At 70.9% G+C, this 19,700-nt stretch carries 16 protein-coding genes and 1 tRNA gene; 5 read left to right on the top strand and 12 right to left on the bottom strand.

Features of this window, described 5'->3' with window-relative positions:
- Positions 1 to 37: 37 nt before the first annotated feature.
- The 9 genes from WMF12_RS20365 to WMF12_RS20405 form a co-directional block, all read right to left on the bottom strand.
- On the bottom strand, positions 38 to 1,624 hold the full coding sequence (locus WMF12_RS20365; RefSeq protein ID WP_437873190.1) for a protein kinase domain-containing protein: 1,587 nt from the start codon (positions 1,622 to 1,624) through the stop codon (positions 38 to 40).
- 194 nt (positions 1,625 to 1,818) lie between these two features.
- Complete coding sequence (locus tag WMF12_RS20370) at positions 1,819 to 3,219, bottom strand: tetratricopeptide repeat protein (protein WP_437873191.1); 1,401 nt, start codon at positions 3,217 to 3,219, stop codon at positions 1,819 to 1,821.
- Positions 3,220 to 3,319: 100 nt separating this feature from the next.
- Positions 3,320 to 3,841, bottom strand: coding sequence for a hypothetical protein (locus tag WMF12_RS20375; protein WP_437873192.1), 522 nt, complete (start codon positions 3,839 to 3,841; stop codon positions 3,320 to 3,322).
- A gap of 65 nt (positions 3,842 to 3,906) precedes the next feature.
- Positions 3,907 to 4,902, bottom strand: coding sequence for a collagen-like protein (locus tag WMF12_RS20380; RefSeq protein ID WP_437873193.1), 996 nt, complete (start codon positions 4,900 to 4,902; stop codon positions 3,907 to 3,909).
- Between the two features lie 333 nt (positions 4,903 to 5,235).
- Complete coding sequence (locus WMF12_RS20385) at positions 5,236 to 6,600, bottom strand: M16 family metallopeptidase (protein WP_437873194.1); 1,365 nt, start codon at positions 6,598 to 6,600, stop codon at positions 5,236 to 5,238.
- Positions 6,597 to 8,039, bottom strand: coding sequence for a M16 family metallopeptidase (locus tag WMF12_RS20390; protein ID WP_437873195.1), 1,443 nt, complete (start codon positions 8,037 to 8,039; stop codon positions 6,597 to 6,599). Before WMF12_RS20390 ends, WMF12_RS20385 begins: the two co-directional genes overlap by 4 nt.
- A 23-nt stretch (positions 8,040 to 8,062) precedes the next feature.
- On the bottom strand, positions 8,063 to 8,704 hold the full coding sequence (locus tag WMF12_RS20395) for a hypothetical protein (RefSeq protein WP_437873196.1): 642 nt from the start codon (positions 8,702 to 8,704) through the stop codon (positions 8,063 to 8,065).
- Between the two features lie 80 nt (positions 8,705 to 8,784).
- Entirely contained in the window at positions 8,785 to 10,587 is a 1,803-nt protein-coding gene (gene lepA / locus WMF12_RS20400; protein ID WP_437554314.1) for a translation elongation factor 4, read from the bottom strand.
- 257 nt (positions 10,588 to 10,844) lie between these two features.
- A complete protein-coding gene (locus tag WMF12_RS20405; RefSeq protein WP_012236467.1) occupies positions 10,845 to 11,054 on the bottom strand; it encodes a ribbon-helix-helix domain-containing protein in 210 nt (69 codons plus the stop codon).
- 307 nt (positions 11,055 to 11,361) lie between these two features.
- On the opposite strand from WMF12_RS20405, the gene WMF12_RS20410 reads away from it, so the two are divergent.
- The 3 genes from WMF12_RS20410 to WMF12_RS20420 all read left to right on the top strand — a co-directional run bounded on the left by WMF12_RS20410 (position 11,362) and on the right by WMF12_RS20420 (position 14,439).
- Positions 11,362 to 12,225 carry a hypothetical protein gene (locus tag WMF12_RS20410; protein WP_437873197.1) on the top strand — a complete coding sequence of 288 codons (864 nt, stop codon included), beginning with the start codon at positions 11,362 to 11,364 and terminating at the stop codon, positions 12,223 to 12,225.
- A gap of 1 nt (position 12,226) precedes the next feature.
- Positions 12,227 to 13,006 carry a hypothetical protein gene (locus WMF12_RS20415; protein ID WP_437873198.1) on the top strand — a complete coding sequence of 260 codons (780 nt, stop codon included), beginning with the start codon at positions 12,227 to 12,229 and terminating at the stop codon, positions 13,004 to 13,006.
- A 227-nt stretch (positions 13,007 to 13,233) separates the two neighbouring features.
- The gene (locus WMF12_RS20420; protein ID WP_437873199.1) at positions 13,234 to 14,439 is read left to right on the top strand and encodes a pseudouridine synthase; all 1,206 of its coding nucleotides are present in this window, start codon (positions 13,234 to 13,236) and stop codon (positions 14,437 to 14,439) included.
- Here WMF12_RS20420 and WMF12_RS20425 read toward each other — a convergent pair.
- Both WMF12_RS20425 and WMF12_RS20430 read right to left on the bottom strand, forming a co-directional pair.
- Positions 14,351 to 15,514 carry an AAA family ATPase gene (locus WMF12_RS20425; protein ID WP_012236471.1) on the bottom strand — a complete coding sequence of 388 codons (1,164 nt, stop codon included), beginning with the start codon at positions 15,512 to 15,514 and terminating at the stop codon, positions 14,351 to 14,353. The genes WMF12_RS20420 and WMF12_RS20425 overlap by 89 nt on opposite strands.
- Positions 15,515 to 15,701: 187 nt before the next feature.
- Positions 15,702 to 15,776, bottom strand: a tRNA-Gly gene (locus WMF12_RS20430).
- 413 nt (positions 15,777 to 16,189) lie between these two features.
- Between WMF12_RS20430 and WMF12_RS20435 the strand changes: the two genes are divergently transcribed.
- Entirely contained in the window at positions 16,190 to 17,419 is a 1,230-nt protein-coding gene (locus tag WMF12_RS20435; RefSeq protein WP_437301585.1) for an FHA domain-containing protein, read from the top strand.
- Between the two features lie 112 nt (positions 17,420 to 17,531).
- On the opposite strand, the gene amrB is transcribed toward WMF12_RS20435, so the two are convergent.
- On the bottom strand, positions 17,532 to 19,037 hold the full coding sequence (amrB, locus tag WMF12_RS20440; protein ID WP_437873200.1) for an AmmeMemoRadiSam system protein B: 1,506 nt from the start codon (positions 19,035 to 19,037) through the stop codon (positions 17,532 to 17,534).
- 56 nt (positions 19,038 to 19,093) lie between these two features.
- On the opposite strand from amrB, the gene WMF12_RS20445 reads away from it, so the two are divergent.
- Positions 19,094 to 19,696 (top strand): YkgJ family cysteine cluster protein, encoded by a 603-nt coding sequence (locus tag WMF12_RS20445; RefSeq protein WP_437873201.1) that lies wholly within the window; start codon positions 19,094 to 19,096, stop codon positions 19,694 to 19,696.
- The last annotated feature ends 4 nt before the right edge of the window (positions 19,697 to 19,700 follow it).

Genomic DNA, 19,700 nt, shown 5'->3' on the forward strand with positions numbered 1-19,700 from the left:
TACGAAGGAGGTCCGTGCGAAGTGCTGCAGGTGAACGTCAGATGCCGAAATCCGTCGGCTTCGGCTTGCGGCGGACGCTCCCCGGCGGCGCGGGGGAACGCGGCTTCGCCTGAGCGGGCTGAGCCGATGGCACACGCGGGCCGCTCGCCGGCGTCGCCGAGACCGAGGACGGCGTCGCCGAGACCGAGGACGGCGTCGCAGACGCCGCGGGCGCCGTCGCCGAGGCCGCAGCCGTCGAGGCCACAGAGGGGGGCGGCTCCGGCGCCTGCGCGGAGGCGGTGGCCGGCGCCACGACGTCGGGCCCCCGCGGCGCATCGGACACTGAAGCCGTGGGAGCCGGCTGCGCGAGCGGCTGCCCCGTCGCGTCAGGGCTCCCGCCGCGCAGGACGAAGAACGCGACGGCCACGAGGACGACCGCGCCGGCCGCCGCGGCGGCGAGCGCGCGTCCGACGACAGGCCGCCGGACTGGAGGAGATACCACCGAAACCAGCGCGCTGGTGGTCTGCGGCCGCATCTGGCGGCCGGACATCGCGGACGCGCCCACCGCTGCGCCTGGCGAGGCCACCGTCGCGCCGGGCCCAGCCGAGGTCCGCGCAGCCTCGCCGTCCGCCGAGGCGATCAGCGTGACCGCGTCCCCGAACGAAGGCGCCGCGCTGTCGGGCCCCGCGTCGGGGAGCGCCGCGCTCTCCCTCGATCGTGGCGCGAACCCGAGCTCCACCGAGATGCGCTCGCCGGACACGCGGAACGGGCCGACGATGCTCGTCCTGGGCTCGAAGCTCTCGCTCGCGATGTCGAGCGCGATCGCGAGCGCGTCGCAGAACTCCTTCGCGCTCTGGAACCGCGCGTCCGGCTCGCGCGACGCCGCGCGGGCCCACCAGGCGTCGAAGCCAGGCGGCACGGGGGCGAATTGCGACGGCACGGGCAGCGGCTTGACCATGATCTTGAGGAGCAGATCGCCGAACGCCTCGCTGTTGAACGGGAGCTTGCCGGTGAGGCACTCGAACACGACGACGGCGAGCGACCAGAGATCCGAGCGGTGATCGATGCTCTTGGTGCCCTGCGCCTGCTCCGGGCTCATGTACGCGGGCGTCCCGAGCAGCGAGCCGGTCTTCGTCGTGGAGGTGACCTGCGGCGTGCTGTCCTTCGCGATGCCGAAATCGAGCACCTTGGCGATCTCCCTGTCGTCGTCCCGGACGAGGAAGATGTTGGCCGGCTTGAGATCGCGATGGACCAGGCCGCTCGCGTGAGCCTTGGTGAGGGCGCGCGCCACCTGCGCCGTGATCGCCATGGTGTCGTGCGGGTCGAGCCGCCCCACGCGCTGGATGCGGGTGTCGAGGTCCTCCCCCTCGAGGTACTCCATCGCGATGTACGGCGTCCCCTGCCAGACGCCGTGGTCGAGGATCTGCACGACGTGCGGGCTGCGGATCTGCGCGGCGACCTTCGCCTCGCGCTCGAACCGGAGCCGCACCTCCTTGGAGACGCCCTGCGCGTTCATGAACTTGATCGCGCACGGGATGTCGAGGCCGAGGTGCTGGGCGAGCCACACCGAGCCCATCCCGCCTTGCCTGAGCGGACGCACCAGGCGAAAGCGATCGGCAACGGTGTTCCCCGCGGCGGGTGTCACGCAGCCTCCCAGACCTTCTGGAATAACACAGGTCGTCGTCCAGGGTCACGTTCGCGCCATGCAAAAGTGAACTGGGGCCGACAGCATGAAATGGCGTAGAAGCCCCGCCATCCCCCGCGCCCTGCATTTGCGACGTTTGCGACGTTTGCGTCGTTTGCGTCGTTTGCGTCGGTTACGACGCTTCGCGGCGGAAGCTAGCGAGAACCCGAGCTCGCGGCGGCGGGCTCCTGCAGAGACCGCCGCTCGGCGGGCCGGCCCGGAAGCACGCCGCCGCCGTCGGCCTTGTCCGTCTTGTCGGTCGTGTACGTCTTGTCGAGCGGCGTGCCCGTCGTCTGCGCGAGCTGGCTGCCCCGCGGATCGTCCGGGAACGCATCGAGGAACTTGCGGACGTGGTGGCGCGACTCCTCGGCGATGCCCGCACGGAACGTCAGGAGCGCGAGGTTGTAGCGCGCATCGGCGCTCCTGGGCTCGGCCTTCAGGGCGGCGAGGTAGCCTTGACGTGCGCCGTTGTAGTCGCCGCGCTTGTCGGCGATGAGCGCGAGGTTGTAGAGCACCTCGGCGTCCGAGGAATCCTGCTCGGCGAGCGGCGTGAGGCGCGCCTTCCCCCCGTCGAGATCTCCGGCCAGGATCGCGAGCGCTCCCGCAAGGAGCTGCGCCTTCCGGCCGGCACCGGCGTCGATCGCGCGATCCGCCTCGGCCCTGGCCTCGGCCAGGCGACCCGCGCGCTCGAGCGCGAGCGCGAGCGCATAGCGGAGCCGCGACGGGTCGCCGCCCTCCTCCAGCGCGGCCCGCGCCTCGGCCTCGGCACGCTCGGGGCGGCCGGCGACGGCGAGCGCCTCGGCCAGGACCGCGCGCGTGCTGCTCTGCTCCGGGCACCGCTCGCGCGCGGACTCCGCATCGCGGAGGGCGGCGCCAGCGTTGCGGGCGTGCAGCCTCGCCTCGGCGCGCAGCGCGAGGCAGGCGCACGTGGCCGGCGCGGCGGGCGCGGCGGCGGGGTGCATCCTCAGGCAGCGCGCCGCGACGCCGTCAAGCTCGTCCACCTTGCGCCGCTCGCGGAGCGGCCTCGTGAGCTCGTCGATCGCGCGCAGGTGTGCGCCGTCGCGGCGCAGCGCTGCCCACCACATCCTCTCGCGCGACCCGAGCAGGGGCGCTGCCCCGTTCAGCTGGACGACACCGAGGCCGATCACGACGATCGCGGCCCCCATGCGCCGGTGCTTGAAGCTCGATCCGAGCCAGCGCTCCGCGGCGGCGGCGGCGAGGGTCGCGAGCGCCGCCCACAGGGGAACCGCGACGAACACGACCCCCTGCGCGAGCGGCGCGCGAGGCCCGCGGTAGTAGAGCGTGGCCGCGAGCGCCGCGGCGATCGCGATCCACAGCAGCGCCGCGCCGTTCCTGGCGAGCCGTGTATCGAGCCGCGCGGCGAACCACGCCGACAGGCCGAGCGCCGCGGCGAGCGCGGCCGCCGAGAGCGATCCCGAGAGGGCGAGCGCGCCGGCCGGGAGCGGCTCAGGCGAGAGCGACGTGGGCGCGATCGCCAGGACCACCAGGTGCAGCACGCGGCAGAGGTGCAGGGCGAGCTCGGCAAGCCAAGGCACGGCGTGACCTTAGCCCACCGTCCATCGCGGACCAAACGGCAGAGAGGCATCGCTGCAGCGCGGCCGCCGCGGTGAGGGCGCGCTCACAGCCACGGCGCGCTCACGGCAGGGTCATCTCGACCTCGACGGAGACGCGCGTTCCGGGCGGCGACACGACGAGCCCCAGCGGCATCATCCGGAGGCATTGCGCCGCGTCGGGACGATCCATCCCTCGCACTTCGCTGATGCCGCGGGCGATCTCGTCCCCGGACGCATCGAAGGTCATGTTGAAGATGTACCTGGCGCGCGCTGGAGCGGGATTCTTCCTGAGCGAAGGCTCCCAGCACTGCTTCACGAAGAGCGACCGGCGCGCTTCGAGCTCCTTGGCGGCATCCCCCTCGACACGCTTGTATAGCTCGCTCGTCAGCGGCGAGGCCCCTGCCGACGCAGGGTGATGCACAGGCAGCGAAGGGGCGCGCGCGCCCGCAGTCGCAGGCAGCGCGCCCGCGCGTGCTGTCGAGGCCTCCACGCTGGCCGACGGAGGCGCAGGTGGCGGCGGACGCTGCAGCCCGAGGTAGAGCCCTGCTGCGATGAAGACGCTGCCGAGCAGGATCGCCGCGGGGGTCATCAGCTCCTTCTGCATGGTGGCGATCGGAGGGCAGGCGCCGCGCGCCTCGCGGCGCGCGAGGTTGGCCGCCCAGCCCGACCTTACTGCATCGAGACGACAGCGGAGGTGTACGAATAGTCGTTGTTGGTCCAGAAGGGGCTATCGGACTTCCCGCAGAGGCCGACGTTGTACTGGCCTGGGGGAGGCGACAGCACTGCGCTCAGCCCCATGGTGATGCGGGTGTGCGCCGGGACCTGGACCGCATAGACGCCCGTCCCTTCTGGGCTGAGCTCCCCGAGAGGCGAGAGCTGCTGAGAGCAGATCCAGAGGTGGAGCTGGTCCGCCGGGGTCGACGCGGCGCCGAGCGCCTTGTTGGAGACGACGATGACGCGCTGCCCCGAGGCGGTCACGCTCACGGTCGCGGGCGCAGCCAGGAACTGCAGCGGTTTCTGAGGGGCGGCACCCGCGGCGGAAACGTAGGTGCTCGAGATGACACCAGGAGGTCCCTGCGGCCCCTCCGCCCCCGGCGCACCCGGGGGCCCGGCAGCGCCAGGCGGCCCAGCCGGACCGGCCGGACCGGCCGGACCGGCCGCGCCGGGAGGGCCCGCGGGCCCCGGCGCGCCCTGCAGGCCGATCGGATCGCCGACCCACACGCCGCTGCTGTCGATGACGACGCGACCGCCGATGGAGATCGAGTTCGGCGTGATGTCCCCCGCGACGTTGCTGGCCTGGAGCGCATACGGAACGCTCGCGATCTTGGCGCGGGGCACCATCTCGGGGTCGTCCCCGACGGTGATCCCCAGGTAGCGCGCCGCGCCGTCGAAGACCGGCTTGTCGACGGGCGCGAGCTCGCCGAGGTCGACCGAGAAATAACCTTGGTCGAACGTGATGGTGTGGAGCTCGCTCCAGACGGGCACGGGCGCGTCGGGCGCGTCGTAGAACGCGAACACCACGTCGAGCGTGTCGTCGATGGGCTGGCCCACCGAATCGAAGAGGCGTCCCTGGTGGGTGATCGTGACGGGGACCGCCGCGGCAGCGGGCCCGGACAGCGCGGTCACCGCCGCAAGGACCGGCGCGTGGATGGTTCGTGCCTTCATCGCGAGCTCCCCTCGTTCGCCCTCGCGAGCCGGCGCCAGGTGCGCCGTGGCAGGCATCGCGCGGCGCGCGCTGAGCGATCGCGGCCGGAGGTGCCGATGATCCTGGAGCGGGCCGCGAGCCCTGCCACGATCTCGCGAAGGAGCAGCGCCTTGGATGCCAGCGGCCGACGGGCGGTTCCGATCGCGCTCCCGGGCGTCCGACGCCGCTCGGACAGGCCGCCGGCGTCGCCAGCGCGAGGCCTCGCCGCCGCGGGGCGAGAGCGCCCGAGACGGCGCGCGCCCGGGTCTCGCGGCCTGCGCGCCGCGACGTGATCGCCCTCGGCGCGGCGCCGGCTACTCGAGATCGTACGGCTCGATCTTCACCTCGGCCAGCTTCGGGACGGCCGCGGCGATCGCCTCGCCGATCTCCTCGTGCGTGCCGACGACGCCAATAACGAGATCGTCCTCGGAGATCCGGCGCCGCACGGCGGCGTTCGCCTCCTCGAGCGTGACGTCCTCGATCCGCTTCAGGTAGGTCTCGTGGTACCCCTCCGGCAGATCGTACAGGAGCTCGTCGAGCTTCTGGTGCACGCGCTTCCTCGCGGTGTCGATCTCGAATGCGTGCGAGCGGACGAGGTAGCGCTTCACGAACGTGAGCTCGTCCTCGGTGATCCCATCGCGCCGCAGCGCCTCGAGCAGCCCGAGCTGCAGGGAGAGACAGGCGGCGGCGTCCTGCGCCGCGGGCGCGGTCCACATGGTGAACGCGTCGCGGTGCCGATCGAAGCCCGCGCGCGACGAGGCGCCGTAGGACCAGCCACGCTTCGCGCGTACCTCCTGCATCAGCCGCGACGAGAAGGTGCCTCCGAAGGCGGTGTTCGCGACCAGGAGCGCCATGTGATCGGGGTCGTGGGCGTCGGTGCCGAGCCCGCCGATGACCATCTGCGTCTGCGTCCGCTCGGGTTTGTCGACGAACACGAGGCAACGCCCCGGCCTCGCACCGGGATCCGTCACCGGATCGGGGATCGCCTCGCCCTCGGGCAGGCCGGACAGGAGGCGCTCGGCGACCCCGTGCGCCTCGCCGGGCTCGATGTCGCCCGAGATGGCGACGATCGCGTTGCGCCGGCTGTAGTGCCGCGCATAGAACGCGGCGACGTCGTCGCGCGTGATCTCCCGCAACGTCGGGATGGTGCCCGCGGTGCGGCGGCCGTACGGGTGCCCGGCGAAAAGTGTCCGCCGGAAGGCGCGGCTGCAGAGCGAGCGATCGCTGTCGCGCGCCTCGATGAGCTCGGCCTCGGCCTCGCGCAGGAGCCGCGCGAGCTCCGGCGGCGAGAACGTCGGGCGCGCGAGGAGCGTGGCCCCGAGCTCGACGAACCGGTCGAGCGAGCGCTTGATCACCTCGAAATGCACCGTCGTCGCGCTCGTCGCCACGTCGGTGCCGAACTCCCCGCCGAGCGCGTCGATCGTCTCCTCGATCTCGTTCGCGCTGTAGCCCTCCGCGCCGCGGCGGAGCATGCGCGCCGTGACGCGCGCGAGCCCCTCGCGCCCGGCCGGATCGTGCGCCGAGCCAGAGGGGAACGCGACCACGATGCTGACGATGGGGAGCGCGTGGCTCGTCTCCACGAGCACCGCGCCGTCGCGGGGCGCCACGCGACCCCCCGTCGCTCCCCTGCCCTGCCCCTCGGCGCCCCAGGCGAGGCCGCTCTTCACGCTCTGGCTCACGATGCCTCCTCGCTCTCCGCGTCCGTCCCGTCCTCGTCGTCCTCGTCGCTCGTCCCGTCCGGGATCACGTGGATCACGGTCCGCGCCGAGCTCACCAGGTAGCGCCGCGCCACACGCAGCAGATCCCCCACGGTCGCCCGCCGGTAGGCGGCGAGCCGCTCGAACAGGGCCGCAGGATCGCCGAGCACCGTCTCGTAGAAGCCGATCTGCTCTGCTTTGCCGGCGACGGTCTCGAGCCCTTGCAGGACCGAGAGCTCGATGCGCGCCTTCGCCCGATCGAGCTCCGCCTCGGTAACGGGGGCGCGGCGCACCGCCTCCAGGAGCGGCTCGAGGGCCGCGAGCAGCGCCTCGCCCGTGTGCTCGCCGCGAGCCGAGAGATAGATGTCATAGAGCGAAGGATCGCGGAACGAGCCCACCCAACCCCGGACCTCGCTCGCGATCTCCTGCTCCTGAACGAGCGCGCGATGCACGCGCGACGACCGCCCGGAGAAGAGGATCTCGTTCAGCAGGGCGAGGGGCGCGTGGTCGAAATCCCCGAGCGCCGGCGCGCGATAGCCGATCGCGACCTTGTGCGTGGCGGTCGGCTTCACCACCTCGGCGCGGCGCTCCGCGATCTGCGGCGGCTCGGGGCACACCTCTTCGACCGGGATCTTCGAGGGCTCCTGCGCGCCGTAGTGGTCCTGCACCCCGCGCAGCGCCTCGTCTAGCGCGACGTCGCCGACGATGACCAGCGCCGCGTTGTTGGGGGCGTAGTACGTCCGGTAGAACTCGACGCAGTCCTCGGTCGTGAAGCCCTTGATGTCCTCCATCCAGCCGATGGTCGGCCACCCGTAGGCGTGCTTGGTGAACGCCTCCTTGTAGAGCAGCTCGCTCACCGCCCCGTCGACGTCGTCGTCGACCCGCTGCCTCCGCTCGTTGGCGACGACCTCCTTCTCGCTCGACACCTGCGGATCGCGGAGGACGAGCCGCGCCATGCGCTGCGCCTCGAGGCGGAGGGTGAGCTCGAGCGCGTCCTTCGGCAGGTTCGTGTGGTAGTAGGTCCAGTCGAGGAACGTCGCCGCGTTCGTCTCGGCGCCGGCCTCCTCGAGCATCCGGTCGAACGCGCCGTGAGCGACGCTCTCCGTCTCGCCGAACATGAGGTGCTCGAAGAGGTGGGCGATGCCGGTCTTGCCCACGCGCTCATGGCGCGAGCCGACGCCGAACCAGGTCTGCAGGCAGACCACGGGCGCCGAGGGGTCGACGAGCACGAGCACCTTGAGCCCGTTCCCGAGGGCGAAGCGCTCGACGCGCATCGTCGGACCGAACGCGACGGTGGCGTCGTGGCGCAGCCGGGCGAGCGGCGGGCGTTCGCGGTTCAGCTCGACGAGCATCTCGGCGAGCGGACCCGTTCGAGGGAGGGCGTTGGCGCCGGGGACCGAGTAGGCAAGCGTCTCCTGCATGGCAGGCGCAGCCCATACCACGCTCAGCGCCGCGGCGCTGCGTGGCACAGGACGTCGCTCGGATCCCGCGTCGACTGGTGGCACTCCCATCGGTCGTCGTGGCAGGAGACGACGAGGATCCCCGCGTCGTACGCCTCCTTCAGAGAGGAGCCTGCCCGCTGCGCGAGCAGGTTGGACGGGGTGCGCTCGGTGCACCCTTTGCCCATGTCGACCTCGATCTTCCTGTTCCCCTTGGTCGCCTTGACAGGGTTCGGCGGGGTCTTGCCCTTGTCGGCGGTGCGCACCGCCGCGGCGAGCTTCGGCAGGATGCCCTCGAGGTAGGGCTTGTCGACGAGCGGGTCGGTCGACCGCGGCGACACCATGGCGAGCGTGTACTGGATCGCCATCATCTGCTGCTCCGCCGGCGCGCTCGGCTGGATCGGCCCGCTCGACCCGATCGGGATCGGCCGCGGCGGCAACTCTCGCTTCGCGGCCTCCATGGCCGCGAGGGTCGCCGCGGCGCTCGGGGCCGGCGCCGCGCTGTCCGCGCCCGGCGGCGCGGAGGCTGAGGTGGACGCTCGAGGCGCCGGAGCGGGCGGCTCGTCGCACGCGAGGACGGCGAGGGCGAGGGCGAGGGCAGAGAACGCCGCGCGGAGCTCGCGCGGCCGGACGGGGGCGGGCTGCATGGGCGGCTTATACGAGCGTGCGCCGCGCGCCGCCACGCTCGCGTGGCCGCGCGGCGCGCGGTGACCAGCCTCCCCGCGCGTCAGTCGATCTTCAGGATGGCGAGGAACGCCTCCTGCGGGATCTCGACGCTCCCGACCATCTTCATCCGCTTCTTGCCCTCCTTCTGCTTCTCGAGGAGCTTGCGCTTGCGGCTGATGTCGCCGCCATAGCACTTGGCGGTCACGTCCTTGCGCATCGCCTTCACGGTCGTCCGCGCGATGACCTTCGACCCGATCGCCGCTTGGATCGCGACCTCGTACTGCTGGCGCGGCACGATGTCCTTGAGCTTCACCGCGAGGTCCCGGCCCCGGGCGTACGCCTTGTCCCGGTGCACGATGACGCTGAGGGCGTCGAGCGGGTCGCCGTTCACCAGCATGTCCAGCTTGATGAGGTCGTCGGCGCGGTACCCGACGAGCTCGTAGTCCATCGACGCGTAGCCGCGCGACACGCTCTTCAGCTTGTCGTGGAAGTCGAAGAGCACCTCGCTGAGGGGCATGTCGTAGGTGATGATCACGCGGTCGGACGAGGCGTACTGGATCGACTTCTGCTCCCCGCGCCGCTCCTGGCACAGGGCGAGGACCGCGCCGACGTACGTCGACGGCACGTGGACGGTCATCCGGAAGATCGGCTCCTCGATGCGATCGGTGAGGTTCGGCGGCGGGAGCTTCGCGGGGTTCTCGATCGACTTCATCGAGCCGTCGTTCAGGTAGCAGTGGTAGACGACGCTCGGCGCGGTCGTGATGAGGTCGAGGTTGTACTCGCGCTCCAGCCGCTCCTGGATGATCTCCATGTGGAGCAGGCCCAGGAAGCCGCACCGGAAGCCGAACCCGAGCGCCTCGGAGGTGTCGGGCTCGAAGACGAACGCGGCGTCGTTCATGTGGAGCTTCGACAGGGCGTCGCGGAGGTCCTCGTACTGGGCCGAGTCCGTCGGGAAGATCCCGGCGAAGACCATCGGCTTGACCTCCTTGAAGCCGGGAAGCGGCGTCGTCGCCGGGTGGACGGCGTCGGTCACCGTGTCGCCGATCTTCGTGTCGACGACGCTCTTGATGTTGCCGACGAGGAAGCCGACCTCCCCTGGCCCGAGCTCGGTGATGGCGGTCGCGTGGGGCGTGAACACGCCCATCTCCGTGACCTCGTAGTCGCGGCCGGTCGCCATGAAGCGGACCTTCTGGCCCTTCCTGATGATGCCGTCGACGACGCGCACCATGACGACCGCGCCACGGTAGCTGTCGTACCAGCTGTCGAAGATGAGGGCGCGGGGCGCCGCGTTCAGGTCGCCCTTCGGCGCCGGGATGCGCGCGACCACCGCCTCGAGGATCTCCGCGATGCCGATCCCCGTCTTGGCGCTGGCGGGTATGGCGCCGGAGCAGTCGAGGCCGATGACGTCCTCGATCTCGCGGGTCGTCCGCTCGACGTCGGCCGAGGGGAGGTCGATCTTGTTGAGGACCGGGAGGATCGCGAGGTTGTTGTCCAGGGCGAGGAAGACGTTCGCGAGGGTCTGCGCCTCGACGCCCTGGGTGGCATCGACGACGAGGAGCGCGCCCTCGCACGCCTGGAGGCTGCGCGAGACCTCGTAGTTGAAGTCGACGTGCCCGGGCGTATCGATGAGGTGCAGCCGGTACGTCTGGCCGTCCTTCGCGGTGTAATCCAGGCGAACGGTCTGGGCCTTGATCGTGATCCCCCGCTCGCGCTCGATGTCCATCTTGTCGAGGAACTGCTCCTTCTGCTCGCGGGCGGTGAGCGCCCCGGTCGCGTCGAGGATGCGGTCGGCGAGCGTGGACTTGCCGTGGTCGATGTGGGCGATGATCGAGAAGTTGCGGATGAGCTTGGAATCAACGGGCATAGCGAGCTTCAGGGCGCGGCGACCTGACCAGCGTTAGCGGCCGCAGCGCGCGGCCTCGACCGAGATGCGAGGGAGCGGACTGGAACGTCCGGGCCCCTCAGGGGGAGCGAGCCGCGGCGCGCGGCTCTACGAGCGCCGCGGAAAATGGAGGACCGCGGCGTGCCTGCTCCTAGCGCGACCCGCGCCGCGAAGCTATCCACCCCGAGCGACCGGCGCCCAGCACCCCGGGCCCAGAGCCTTGCGGCCCCCGGCGCCGGTCATTTCTTCGGGATCGGCGGCGCGGCGACCGGCGGGCTCTCCAGGGACATCTGCCCTGGCAGCACGTGCTCGTAGTGCTTGAGGACCATATCTATCCCTTCGCGGATGTAGACCGCGATCGGGACCTTGGTGCGTTCGTGCAGGATCTTCAGCCGCTCGGCCTGCTCGGGCGTGATGTAGATGGTCGTCGAGACTTTCTTCCGCGACATGTCACGCCCGGGAGGGTAACCCGCCAGTCTCGAAGGGTACGACTGACAAGACGTTACCCTAGATGCCGGTACGTATGATGTCAATCGGAATGGCGCCACCGTGCTCGCCGGGGTTCGGGGATCGGCCGGGCTGGGCCGCGGGTCGCGTCCGTCGCGTCCGTCGCGTCCGTCGCGTTTAGTGGGCTTCTTGATGTGCGCGCGGGCCGCGGTCTAGACTGCGGCTTGAAGCTGGTCCGCGTCGGGACGGCTCGCCCGGCGCGTCGAGCTTCTGTCCCGAGGGTTCCGGGCTGGCCGGAGGAATCTCTTGATGACGCGATTCCCGCTCACCTGGCGGTCGTCCAGGTGCTCGCTTGTGGCCCTGATCACCATTTCGGTCGCCTCCTGCGCGTCCTCGACGCCGGAACCCTCGAGCGCGAAGGGCTCCACCAGCGAACGGGACACGGCGGTCGTCCACGAGCCCTGCGACAAGGACTCCGCCTCTGCGGAGAAGGTCGATGTGAACGGCGACCGGATACCCGACATCATCCACGTGAAGCAAGACGGCCGGGAGGTCTGTCGGGTCGTCGACCTGAACCTGGACGGCGCGATCGACGCCTTCATCTACTACGACGGCAAGGGGGTGGAACGGCGGCGCGAATCGGACTTCGACCGCGACGGGCGGGCCGACGAGATCGCTCACTACGAGCGCGGCGCGGTCGTGTTGAAGGAGCGCGAGACCAACTTCGACGACAAGCTCGACACCTGGGACTACTACGAGGGTCCGCGCCTCGCGCGCCGCGAGCGCGACTCCGACGGCGATGGGATCGTCGACCAGTGGTGGCAATTCAACAACCCGAACGACGCGAAGTGCGCGGTCGTGGCGAGCGATCAGAACGCCGACGGCAAGGCCGATCCCGGAAGCGTGGTGGATCTCTGCGCCGAGTCGTACGGCGCGCCGAAAGCGCCCGTGCCCCCGCCCGGCGGCGCCGCGCCCGTGGAGGGAGGGGCGGGCGCAGGGCAGCCTGCGGCTGCCGGGGCGCCGGGCGCCGCGCCCACAGCTGCCCCCGCCGCGGGCGCGGCTGCATCGACGACCGCCGCGCCCACCGCTGCCCCCGCTGGCGCGGCTGCATCGGCGAGCACCGCGCCCGCGGGCTCCGCGCCCGGCCAGCCGGCCGCCAAGAAGGGACCGTGACATGAGGAGACAAGCGCTCATCGCGCTGGCCACGCTCAGCCTGCTCGGCGCGGCGTGCGGCTCGGATCCAGGGTTCGAAGGCGCGAAGGCGCCGAGGGTCGAGGCGGCTCGCAACGCCGACGGCAGCATCGACGATCGCTCGATGTGCGACTGGAAGGGCAAAGAAGATCGCGAGACGAGCGAGACCGCCGGGCCAGGCGCGATCCAGCCCAACGTGAGGCGCGTCTGGCAGATCGTGGGCACCGGCGAAGACCGCCAGAGGGCGCTCGTCTGCCGCGAGATCGACACCAACTTCGACGGGGTGAAGGACGTCGTCCGAAAGTACAACGACAAGGGCGAGAGCCTTCACGAGGAGTCCGACTCGAACTACGACGGCCGGATCGACACATGGCTCACGTTCGCCGGTGGAAGGCTGGCCGAGGTGAAGGTCGACTCCGATCGCGACGGCAACCCCGACGAGTGGAAGTACTACAGCGGCGGCAAGCTCGCGCGCATCAAGCGCGACACGAACCGCGACGGCAAGCCGGACGTCTGGGAGATCTACCGCATGGGTCGGCTCGAGCGGATGGGCGTGGACGTCGATGCCGACGAGCGGGTCGATCGGTGGGATCACGACAACGAGCTGAAGCGCCGCCTCGAGGACGACGAGCGAAAGAAAGAAGAGGAGGCCACCGCTGCAGCCGCGAAGAAGGCTGCGGAAGATCAAGCGGCCGCGGACAAGGCAAACGAGGCCGTGGGCGACAGCGGGAGCGCGGCGCCCTCCAGCGACAAGAAGAAATAGAGCGCGCCTCCTTCGAGCCGAGGTCGGGTCAACTTCGCCCCCTGCCCGGACGGCGCAAGCGCGCACAGGTGCTCCTGCCGCCGCAGGCGTTCGCCAGGGCAGGCGTGCCGGCCGTCGGCCTCGGATCCCAGCAGCGTACCGCCCAGGTCGGTCGACGCGGCGCGCGGAGCGTGCTTATCAGTGCCGTCGGCCGACACCATCGCGTCGGCGTAGGTCCCGAGCACACCATGGAAGAACGTCTGCAGAAGATCATCGCGCGCGCCGGCGTCGCCTCGCGTCGCGCATCGGAGGAGCTCATCCTCGCCGGGCGGGTGCGCGTGAACCGGCGCGTCGTGACCGAGCTCGGCTTGAAGGCCGACCGGCAAAAGGACCGCATCGAGGTCGACGGCAAGCGCCTCGTCTCCGAGGCGCCGGTCTATGTCGCGCTGCACAAGCCGCGGAACGTCGTCTCGACACTGCGCGATCCCGAGGGGCGCCCGACGGTCGCCGACCACGTGCGCGGCACGGGCGCGCGGCTCTACCCCGTGGGTCGGCTCGACTTCGCGACGAGCGGCATCCTCCTCATGACAAACGACGGCGACTTCGCCAACGCGCTGCTCCATCCGCGCGGCGGCGTGCCGAAGACCTACGTCCTGAAGGTTCAGGGCGTCATGAGCGAGGACGATCTCACGCCGTGGCGCGAGGGGATCCGCCTCGAGGATGGCGTCACGCTGCCGGCCGAGGCGCGGCTGCTCCGCCACGAGGGCGACAAGACGTGGATCGAGGTGACCCTCCGCGAGGGCCGCAACCAGCAGATCCGTCGCATGGGCGAGGCGACCGGCTGGCCCGTGATGCGCCTGGCCCGGACGACGTTCGCCGGCGTGAGCTCGGAAGGCCTCCGGCCGGGAGAGTGGCGCGCCTTGACGGTGGATGAGCTCCTCCACATCCGCGAGGCGTTCGGCGTGCCCAAGCGGATCCGCGGCGCGGTGATGGGCGCGTCGTCGGGTCCGGTCGACCACCGCCGCACGGCCAGCTCGGCCCGGTCAGGCGCGAAGGCGTCACCTCGGCCTACACAGGAAGCCGCTGGTGCTGCCGCGCGCGGCCGGGGACCGGCACAGCCGAGAGTTCGCTCCAGAACCAACGCCGACGCCCCGAGCGCACCTGGTCAGGGCCCGGCCGGGCGGATGGCTCGCTCCAGGACCGACACCACCCCGAGCACGCCCGCCCCCGCCCGGAGCCCGGCCGGGCGGATGGCTCGCTCCAGGACCGACGCCGCCCCGAGCACGCCCGCCCGGAGCCCGGCAGGGAGGACGGCTCGCTCCAGGACCGACGCCGCCGCGCCGGCGACGCCCGGACCGGGCGCCGCTAGATCTGCGCGAAGCGTCCGCTCCGAAACGAAGCCTCGAGCAGCTGAGACACGCGCGCCTCGAGCTCGCGGGCGCGAGCGTCGTTGATGCCGGCGAGCGCCTGTTTGATCTCGCCGAGCGCCTTCAGCTGACTGAACAGCTGGACGTCGCCGAGCGAGGCGCCGCCCGTGAGGATCTGCCGGATCCGATCGATCTCCGCGGCGAGCGCCTCCACGCCGACGCCGAGCGCGCCGACGCGGCGGCGATCCGGGTGCTCGCGAAAGAAGGCCTCGAGCACCGGCTGCACGATGCCCTCGAGGATCGCCGCCTGATCCTGGTTGTTCCAGATGTGCTTGAGCACGAAGAAGTCGCTCGCGTCGGTCGTCTGGCGGCCATCGAGGTAAGCGCTCGCTGCGAAGAGCTTGAGCATCTTCACGACACGACGATCCGAGAGCGATATCCCTTCGGCGCGGATCTGGAACACCAGCCCCTTGTAGGCCGACAGGAACGCATCGCCGAAGTTCATCCGCGCGCCGAACCCTCGGCCGAGCTCGGCGAGCTCGCGCGCCGCGACGAGCGGGCGAAGCGGCTCGCCGGCCATATGCCGGATCTCCTGCTGGATGCCGCGCTGGAGCAGCTCGCTGAAGTGGTAGGCGTCGAGGTTGTCGGACTGCACCCGCAGGAGGAAGCGGTCGAAGATCGCGGTCAGCGTCTCGTCGCCGGGCACCTCGTTCGAGGCAGCGAAGACGCTGATGAGCGGGCAGCGGAGCACCTGGCCGCCGCTCGCGAACTTGCGCTCGTTCAGCAGCGTGAGCAGCGCGTTCAGGATGGCGCTGTTCGACTTGAAGACCTCGTCGAGGAAGACGATCTCCGCCTCGGGGAGCATCCCCGAGGTGTTCCGGCGGTAGACGCCCTCGCGAAAAGCACCGATGTCGACCGGGCCGAAGATCTCGTTCGGCTCGGTGAAGCGCGTGAGCAGGTACTCGAAGTACCGCGCCTGCATCAGCTCGGCGAGCGTGCGGATGAGCGCGCTCTTCGCGGTCCCCGGCGGGCCGAGGAGCACGCAGTGCTCGCCCGCGACGACCGCGATCATGAGCAGGCGGATGATCTCGTCCTTGCCTAGGAACTGCCGCTCGAGGCTATGGGCAAGCAGGCGCAGGCGCTCGTGGAGCGGAGCGGACATGAGGCGAATCCTCGTATCACAGGCCCGCCGCCTGGCGCACCGTTCGGCGCATCGCCCCGTGCGTTCCCACGACGCCAGCGCGCCGAGCGGTTGAGCAAAACGTTGAGCAAAACGTTGAACAAAACACAGAGGCCGGTGGGTCACACCGGCCTCGCAGGGTCTGCTCGCTGCCGCAGAGCCTATGTCGTGGAGCGGGAGACGGGATTTGAACCCGCGACGTCAACCTTGGCAAGGTTGCACTCTACCACTGAGTTACTCCCGCAGATGTCAATCACTTAATTCAGGAAACCACTTCTAAAGGCGTTTGTCAGAAAAATCCTGATTCGCGCCGGGTCATCACCGGAGGTTCGCTCCGTCGATGCGTGGCGGATGAGTACCAATCGGCGTGGTGGGAGTCAAGCTCTCAACAACAAAACCTCAAAACTTCCGTCGCCGGCAGGTTGCACGGCCGCTCTGGTCGAGTATTGTGTGGCCATTGCGAGCGAGGGGGCTCGCCAAGCAGCACCACGAACGGTGCCGCTCACAAAAGCCTTCGCGTTCGCGACAGCGGCACCGTGTGGGGGGCTCTTACATCATAAGGGGTGCCCGCCACTCGGCGCGCTCTTGGTTGGCCTGGGTCGACCAGGCAGGTCCTTTGGACTTGGGGGGAGCATGAACGAACAGACTGCTTTGCGAGTGGACGTTGCGGAGACAACGGCGCCGGTCCTTCAGAAAGAGTACCGGTCCGGAGTCCACGCCAAACGACAGGATGACGACGGCGGGTGGGGGCTCGTCCTGATCGGGCTCGACGCTCCGCCGCGGATCGTGAGCCTCATGGACGGCGCCGTGATCGGCAGCGCCGCGCGCGACGGGCGCATTGAGGGCCACGGGATCGCGCCGGAGCACGCGAAGATCAGCGTCCGTTCGGACGGTTGCTACATCGAGGACATGGACACCCACGACGGCACGTGGGTGAACGGCGTCCGCGCCCGGCGCATCGGCGTGATGCACGGCGACGTGGTGCGCCTCGGGCATCAGCTCGGGGTCTTCGTCGAGCGGCACCTCGCGCTGTATGACGGCGCGCCGTCTCGGCTCGGGCCGCTGGTGTTCGGCTCGAAGCAGCGCAAGGACTGGATCGACCCGGTGATGAAGCTCGTGCAGTCGGGCTCCAGCGTCTGCATCGAGGGTGCGCCCGGGGTCGGGAAGCGGACGCTGGCTCGCCTCGCCGCAGCGGTGCGCGAGGGCCTGGGTGAGACGCTGGTCGTCGATGGCAGCGCCGAGACGAAGCCGGCCATTCCGCCGGGCGCACGACCGATGACATGGCTCGTCCTCGACGCCGATCGCCTGCCGCGCCCGCAGCAGCTGGAGATCGCGCACTCGGTCGGTCGCTCGAACGGCGTCAGCATCATCGCGACGACCGGACAGCCGCTCGACCGTGCCGCCGGCGACGGGCGCGTGGCGCCGTGGTTCGCTTCGCTCTTCTCCGGCAAGCGGATCACGATCCCGACGCTCGAGATGCGGCGCGAGGACGTGCCGCTCATCGTGCGCGACATCGCGGAGCGCAACGCGATCGGCCTCGACCGCTTCACTCCGCAGCTCCTGGAGGCGCTCGTCCGCGCCGGCTGGCCGGGCGGCGTCCCGCAGCTCGAGTCCGCGATCGTGACCGCAGCCCAGGCTGCGCCGGACGGTCCGCTCTCCGTCACGCCGATCGCGGGATCGCTCGCGCGCGGCCCGCGGGTGAAGCCGAACCTCCCGCCCGCGACGGATCCTTCGCTCGCGCGCGCCCGCCTCGAGGACGCCCTCGCCCGGGCCAACGGCTCCGTCGCGTCGGCTGCGCGTGCCCTGGGCATGTCGCGGCAGGCCATCTACCGCGAGGCCGACCGGCTCGGCCTCGACATCGCGCGCCGCAGGGTCCCGCGCGGCTGAGTGACGCCCGTTTCATCTGCGGGAGCCTCGCGTCGCGCCAGCGCGGGGGGCTCTCGGCGAGCTCGATGACGAAGCGCCAGCGCGCGCAAGGCGGACGCCCAGGCGCGGATCTTCAACCGTAAAATCCGAGAGACGTATGGCTGACGATCGATCCCTCCTCGGGGTCGACGCACTGCTCGTAGTGCAGCATCTCGCCGCGGGACGACGGCGGGAGCGCGCGGAGCAGCGTGTAGATGGGGCCGAGGCCGCAGACGCGACGGCTGGCGAGGTCACGTGCGACGTCGACGAAGAAGCCCGGCGCATCGATCGACGTCGCGCGCTCGATCGATGCGAGATCGCGGTCGCGCAGCGCCGTCCGCTGCCGCTCGTCCAGGGGCGCGGGATCACCGAAGCGCGGGCCGACGTGGGCGAGGTCCGCTCCTGCGATGACGAGGACGCGACCGGGGCGCTTCGCCAGGGCGTCGCGGAGCGCCCTCAGAAACGACTCGGCGCCATCGTCTTGCGCGGGGTCGCGACGCCGCGCCTGACACTCCGAGAGGCCGCAGAGGATGGGTACGATCGACGCCGCGTGGCCGCCAAGGAGGTGCCGCACAAACACGGCCTGAAACTCGATCGAATGCTCGTTCTTGTGCAGGTACTGGTCCTCGCGCACGTCGAAGCGGCTCGCCGCCGCGAGCTCCGCGATCATCTCTCGATCCGGCTCGAGAGGACCGAGCGGCGTCGCGAACGTCTTCTCGCAGACGGCGTACGGACGGCGCATCGCGGCGTGCGACGTCCCGAGCAGAACGAACGTGTCGACCTGCTCGAGCCCTGGACCCGCCAGCGCCTGCTCCAACGCAGCATAGGCATGCCCGTAGCCCGCCGCGGCGCGCCAGAGATCCATGTGCGGCGCGCAGAGCCCGACCATGCGCGTTGGCGCGCTTTGCGGCGCTACAGCGCGCGTCGCTCCGCCCTGCGGCCGCGCGACCTGGAGGCACCTTCGCTCGATGAAGTCGGCGAGCTTCCGCCGATCGCCGTGGTACGCGCCGCCCGCGTGCGCGGCCATCCGGATCGGCGCCGCGTCGAACGATTGCACGACGCTCCGCCGGCGCGCTTGGAATCGCGGGCTGTCGAGCATCCACGCGCGTTCCAGCTCGTCGGCCAGCTGCGACACGTGGGCGGCGTCCACGTGCTGGCCCGTCGACCGGGCGACGTCACGCGCGATCTCGTCGATCGGTCGCCTCCCGTCGAAGCGCGCGAGCACGGCGGCGCTCGCGGCGGGAACGACGACCGGAGACGGCGCGATGCCCTCGGTGTCGCGCAGCATCAACGCGCGGCCATGGCGCTCATCCTGGATGACGACGATCTCAAGGGCTCGAAGCTTCGGGCGCAGCACCGGCATCCAGCGCGAGAATAGCGCGTGCGCGCTCGCCGCCCAGCGCGCGGCCTCGCGCATCCGGGAACAGCGCCGACGCCCCCGCGGTCGCAGCGGCAGCTCGCTCCAGAACGGACAGCGCTGGTGCCCTGCGTCAGAGCCCCCGTCAGGATGGCGGATTGCTACTTCGCAGCGGCGCTGCGTGGCACTAGGGTCGCTGCTTGAAGCTCCGCCCGGCTCCGCACCCCTCCCCACCCCTTGCATCGCGGCCGCTTCGGGCTGGCAGTACGTCCGATCACCACGAGAGCGCCTCCGAACGAATGCGTCGAACCACGACCCTCGATCCACCCGTCCGTGAAGCCGATCTGTTCACCGAGCTGTCGGCCGTGTACCGCGAGGCGGAAGAGGTCTTCAGTGGCTGGACGTGCGAGGCCTCGACCGAGTGCTGTCGGTTCGGGATCACAGGCCGCGAACCGTACGTGACGTCCGTCGAGCTCGCTGCCGTCCGGCGCGCGATCGCGGCTCGCGGGGGCCGCCGAGCGCTCGAGGGGATCGTGCGAGCGGACGGGGCGGGAGCGCCCGAGCCGGGGGCGTCCGCCGGCGGCCCGAGCCGGCGACGCGCGCTGCCGCAGGCGTCGGAGCGGCGGTGCCCGATGCTCACCGACGCCGGCCGCTGCGCGATCTATGCCGCGAGGCCCCTCGGGTGCCGCACGTTCTTTTGTGATCGCGCCTCCGCTGGATCCCCGGTCCGCCACCACGACGTGACCCGGCTCGTCCGCAAGGTGCAGGAGATCGCCGCGCTACACGAGCCGGGCGGCGACCTCGGCCGTCCGCTCACCCGCGCCCTGGCGGAGGCTGGACCGAGCGCCGCGGGCGCGCCGCCCAGGACGAGCAGCTCGGCGCGCGCTCGCCGTGGCCGCTGAGGCC

Source organism: Sorangium sp. So ce363, assembly GCF_051520435.1.
Taxonomy (GTDB): domain Bacteria; phylum Myxococcota_A; class Polyangia; order Polyangiales; family Polyangiaceae; genus Sorangium; species Sorangium cellulosum_B.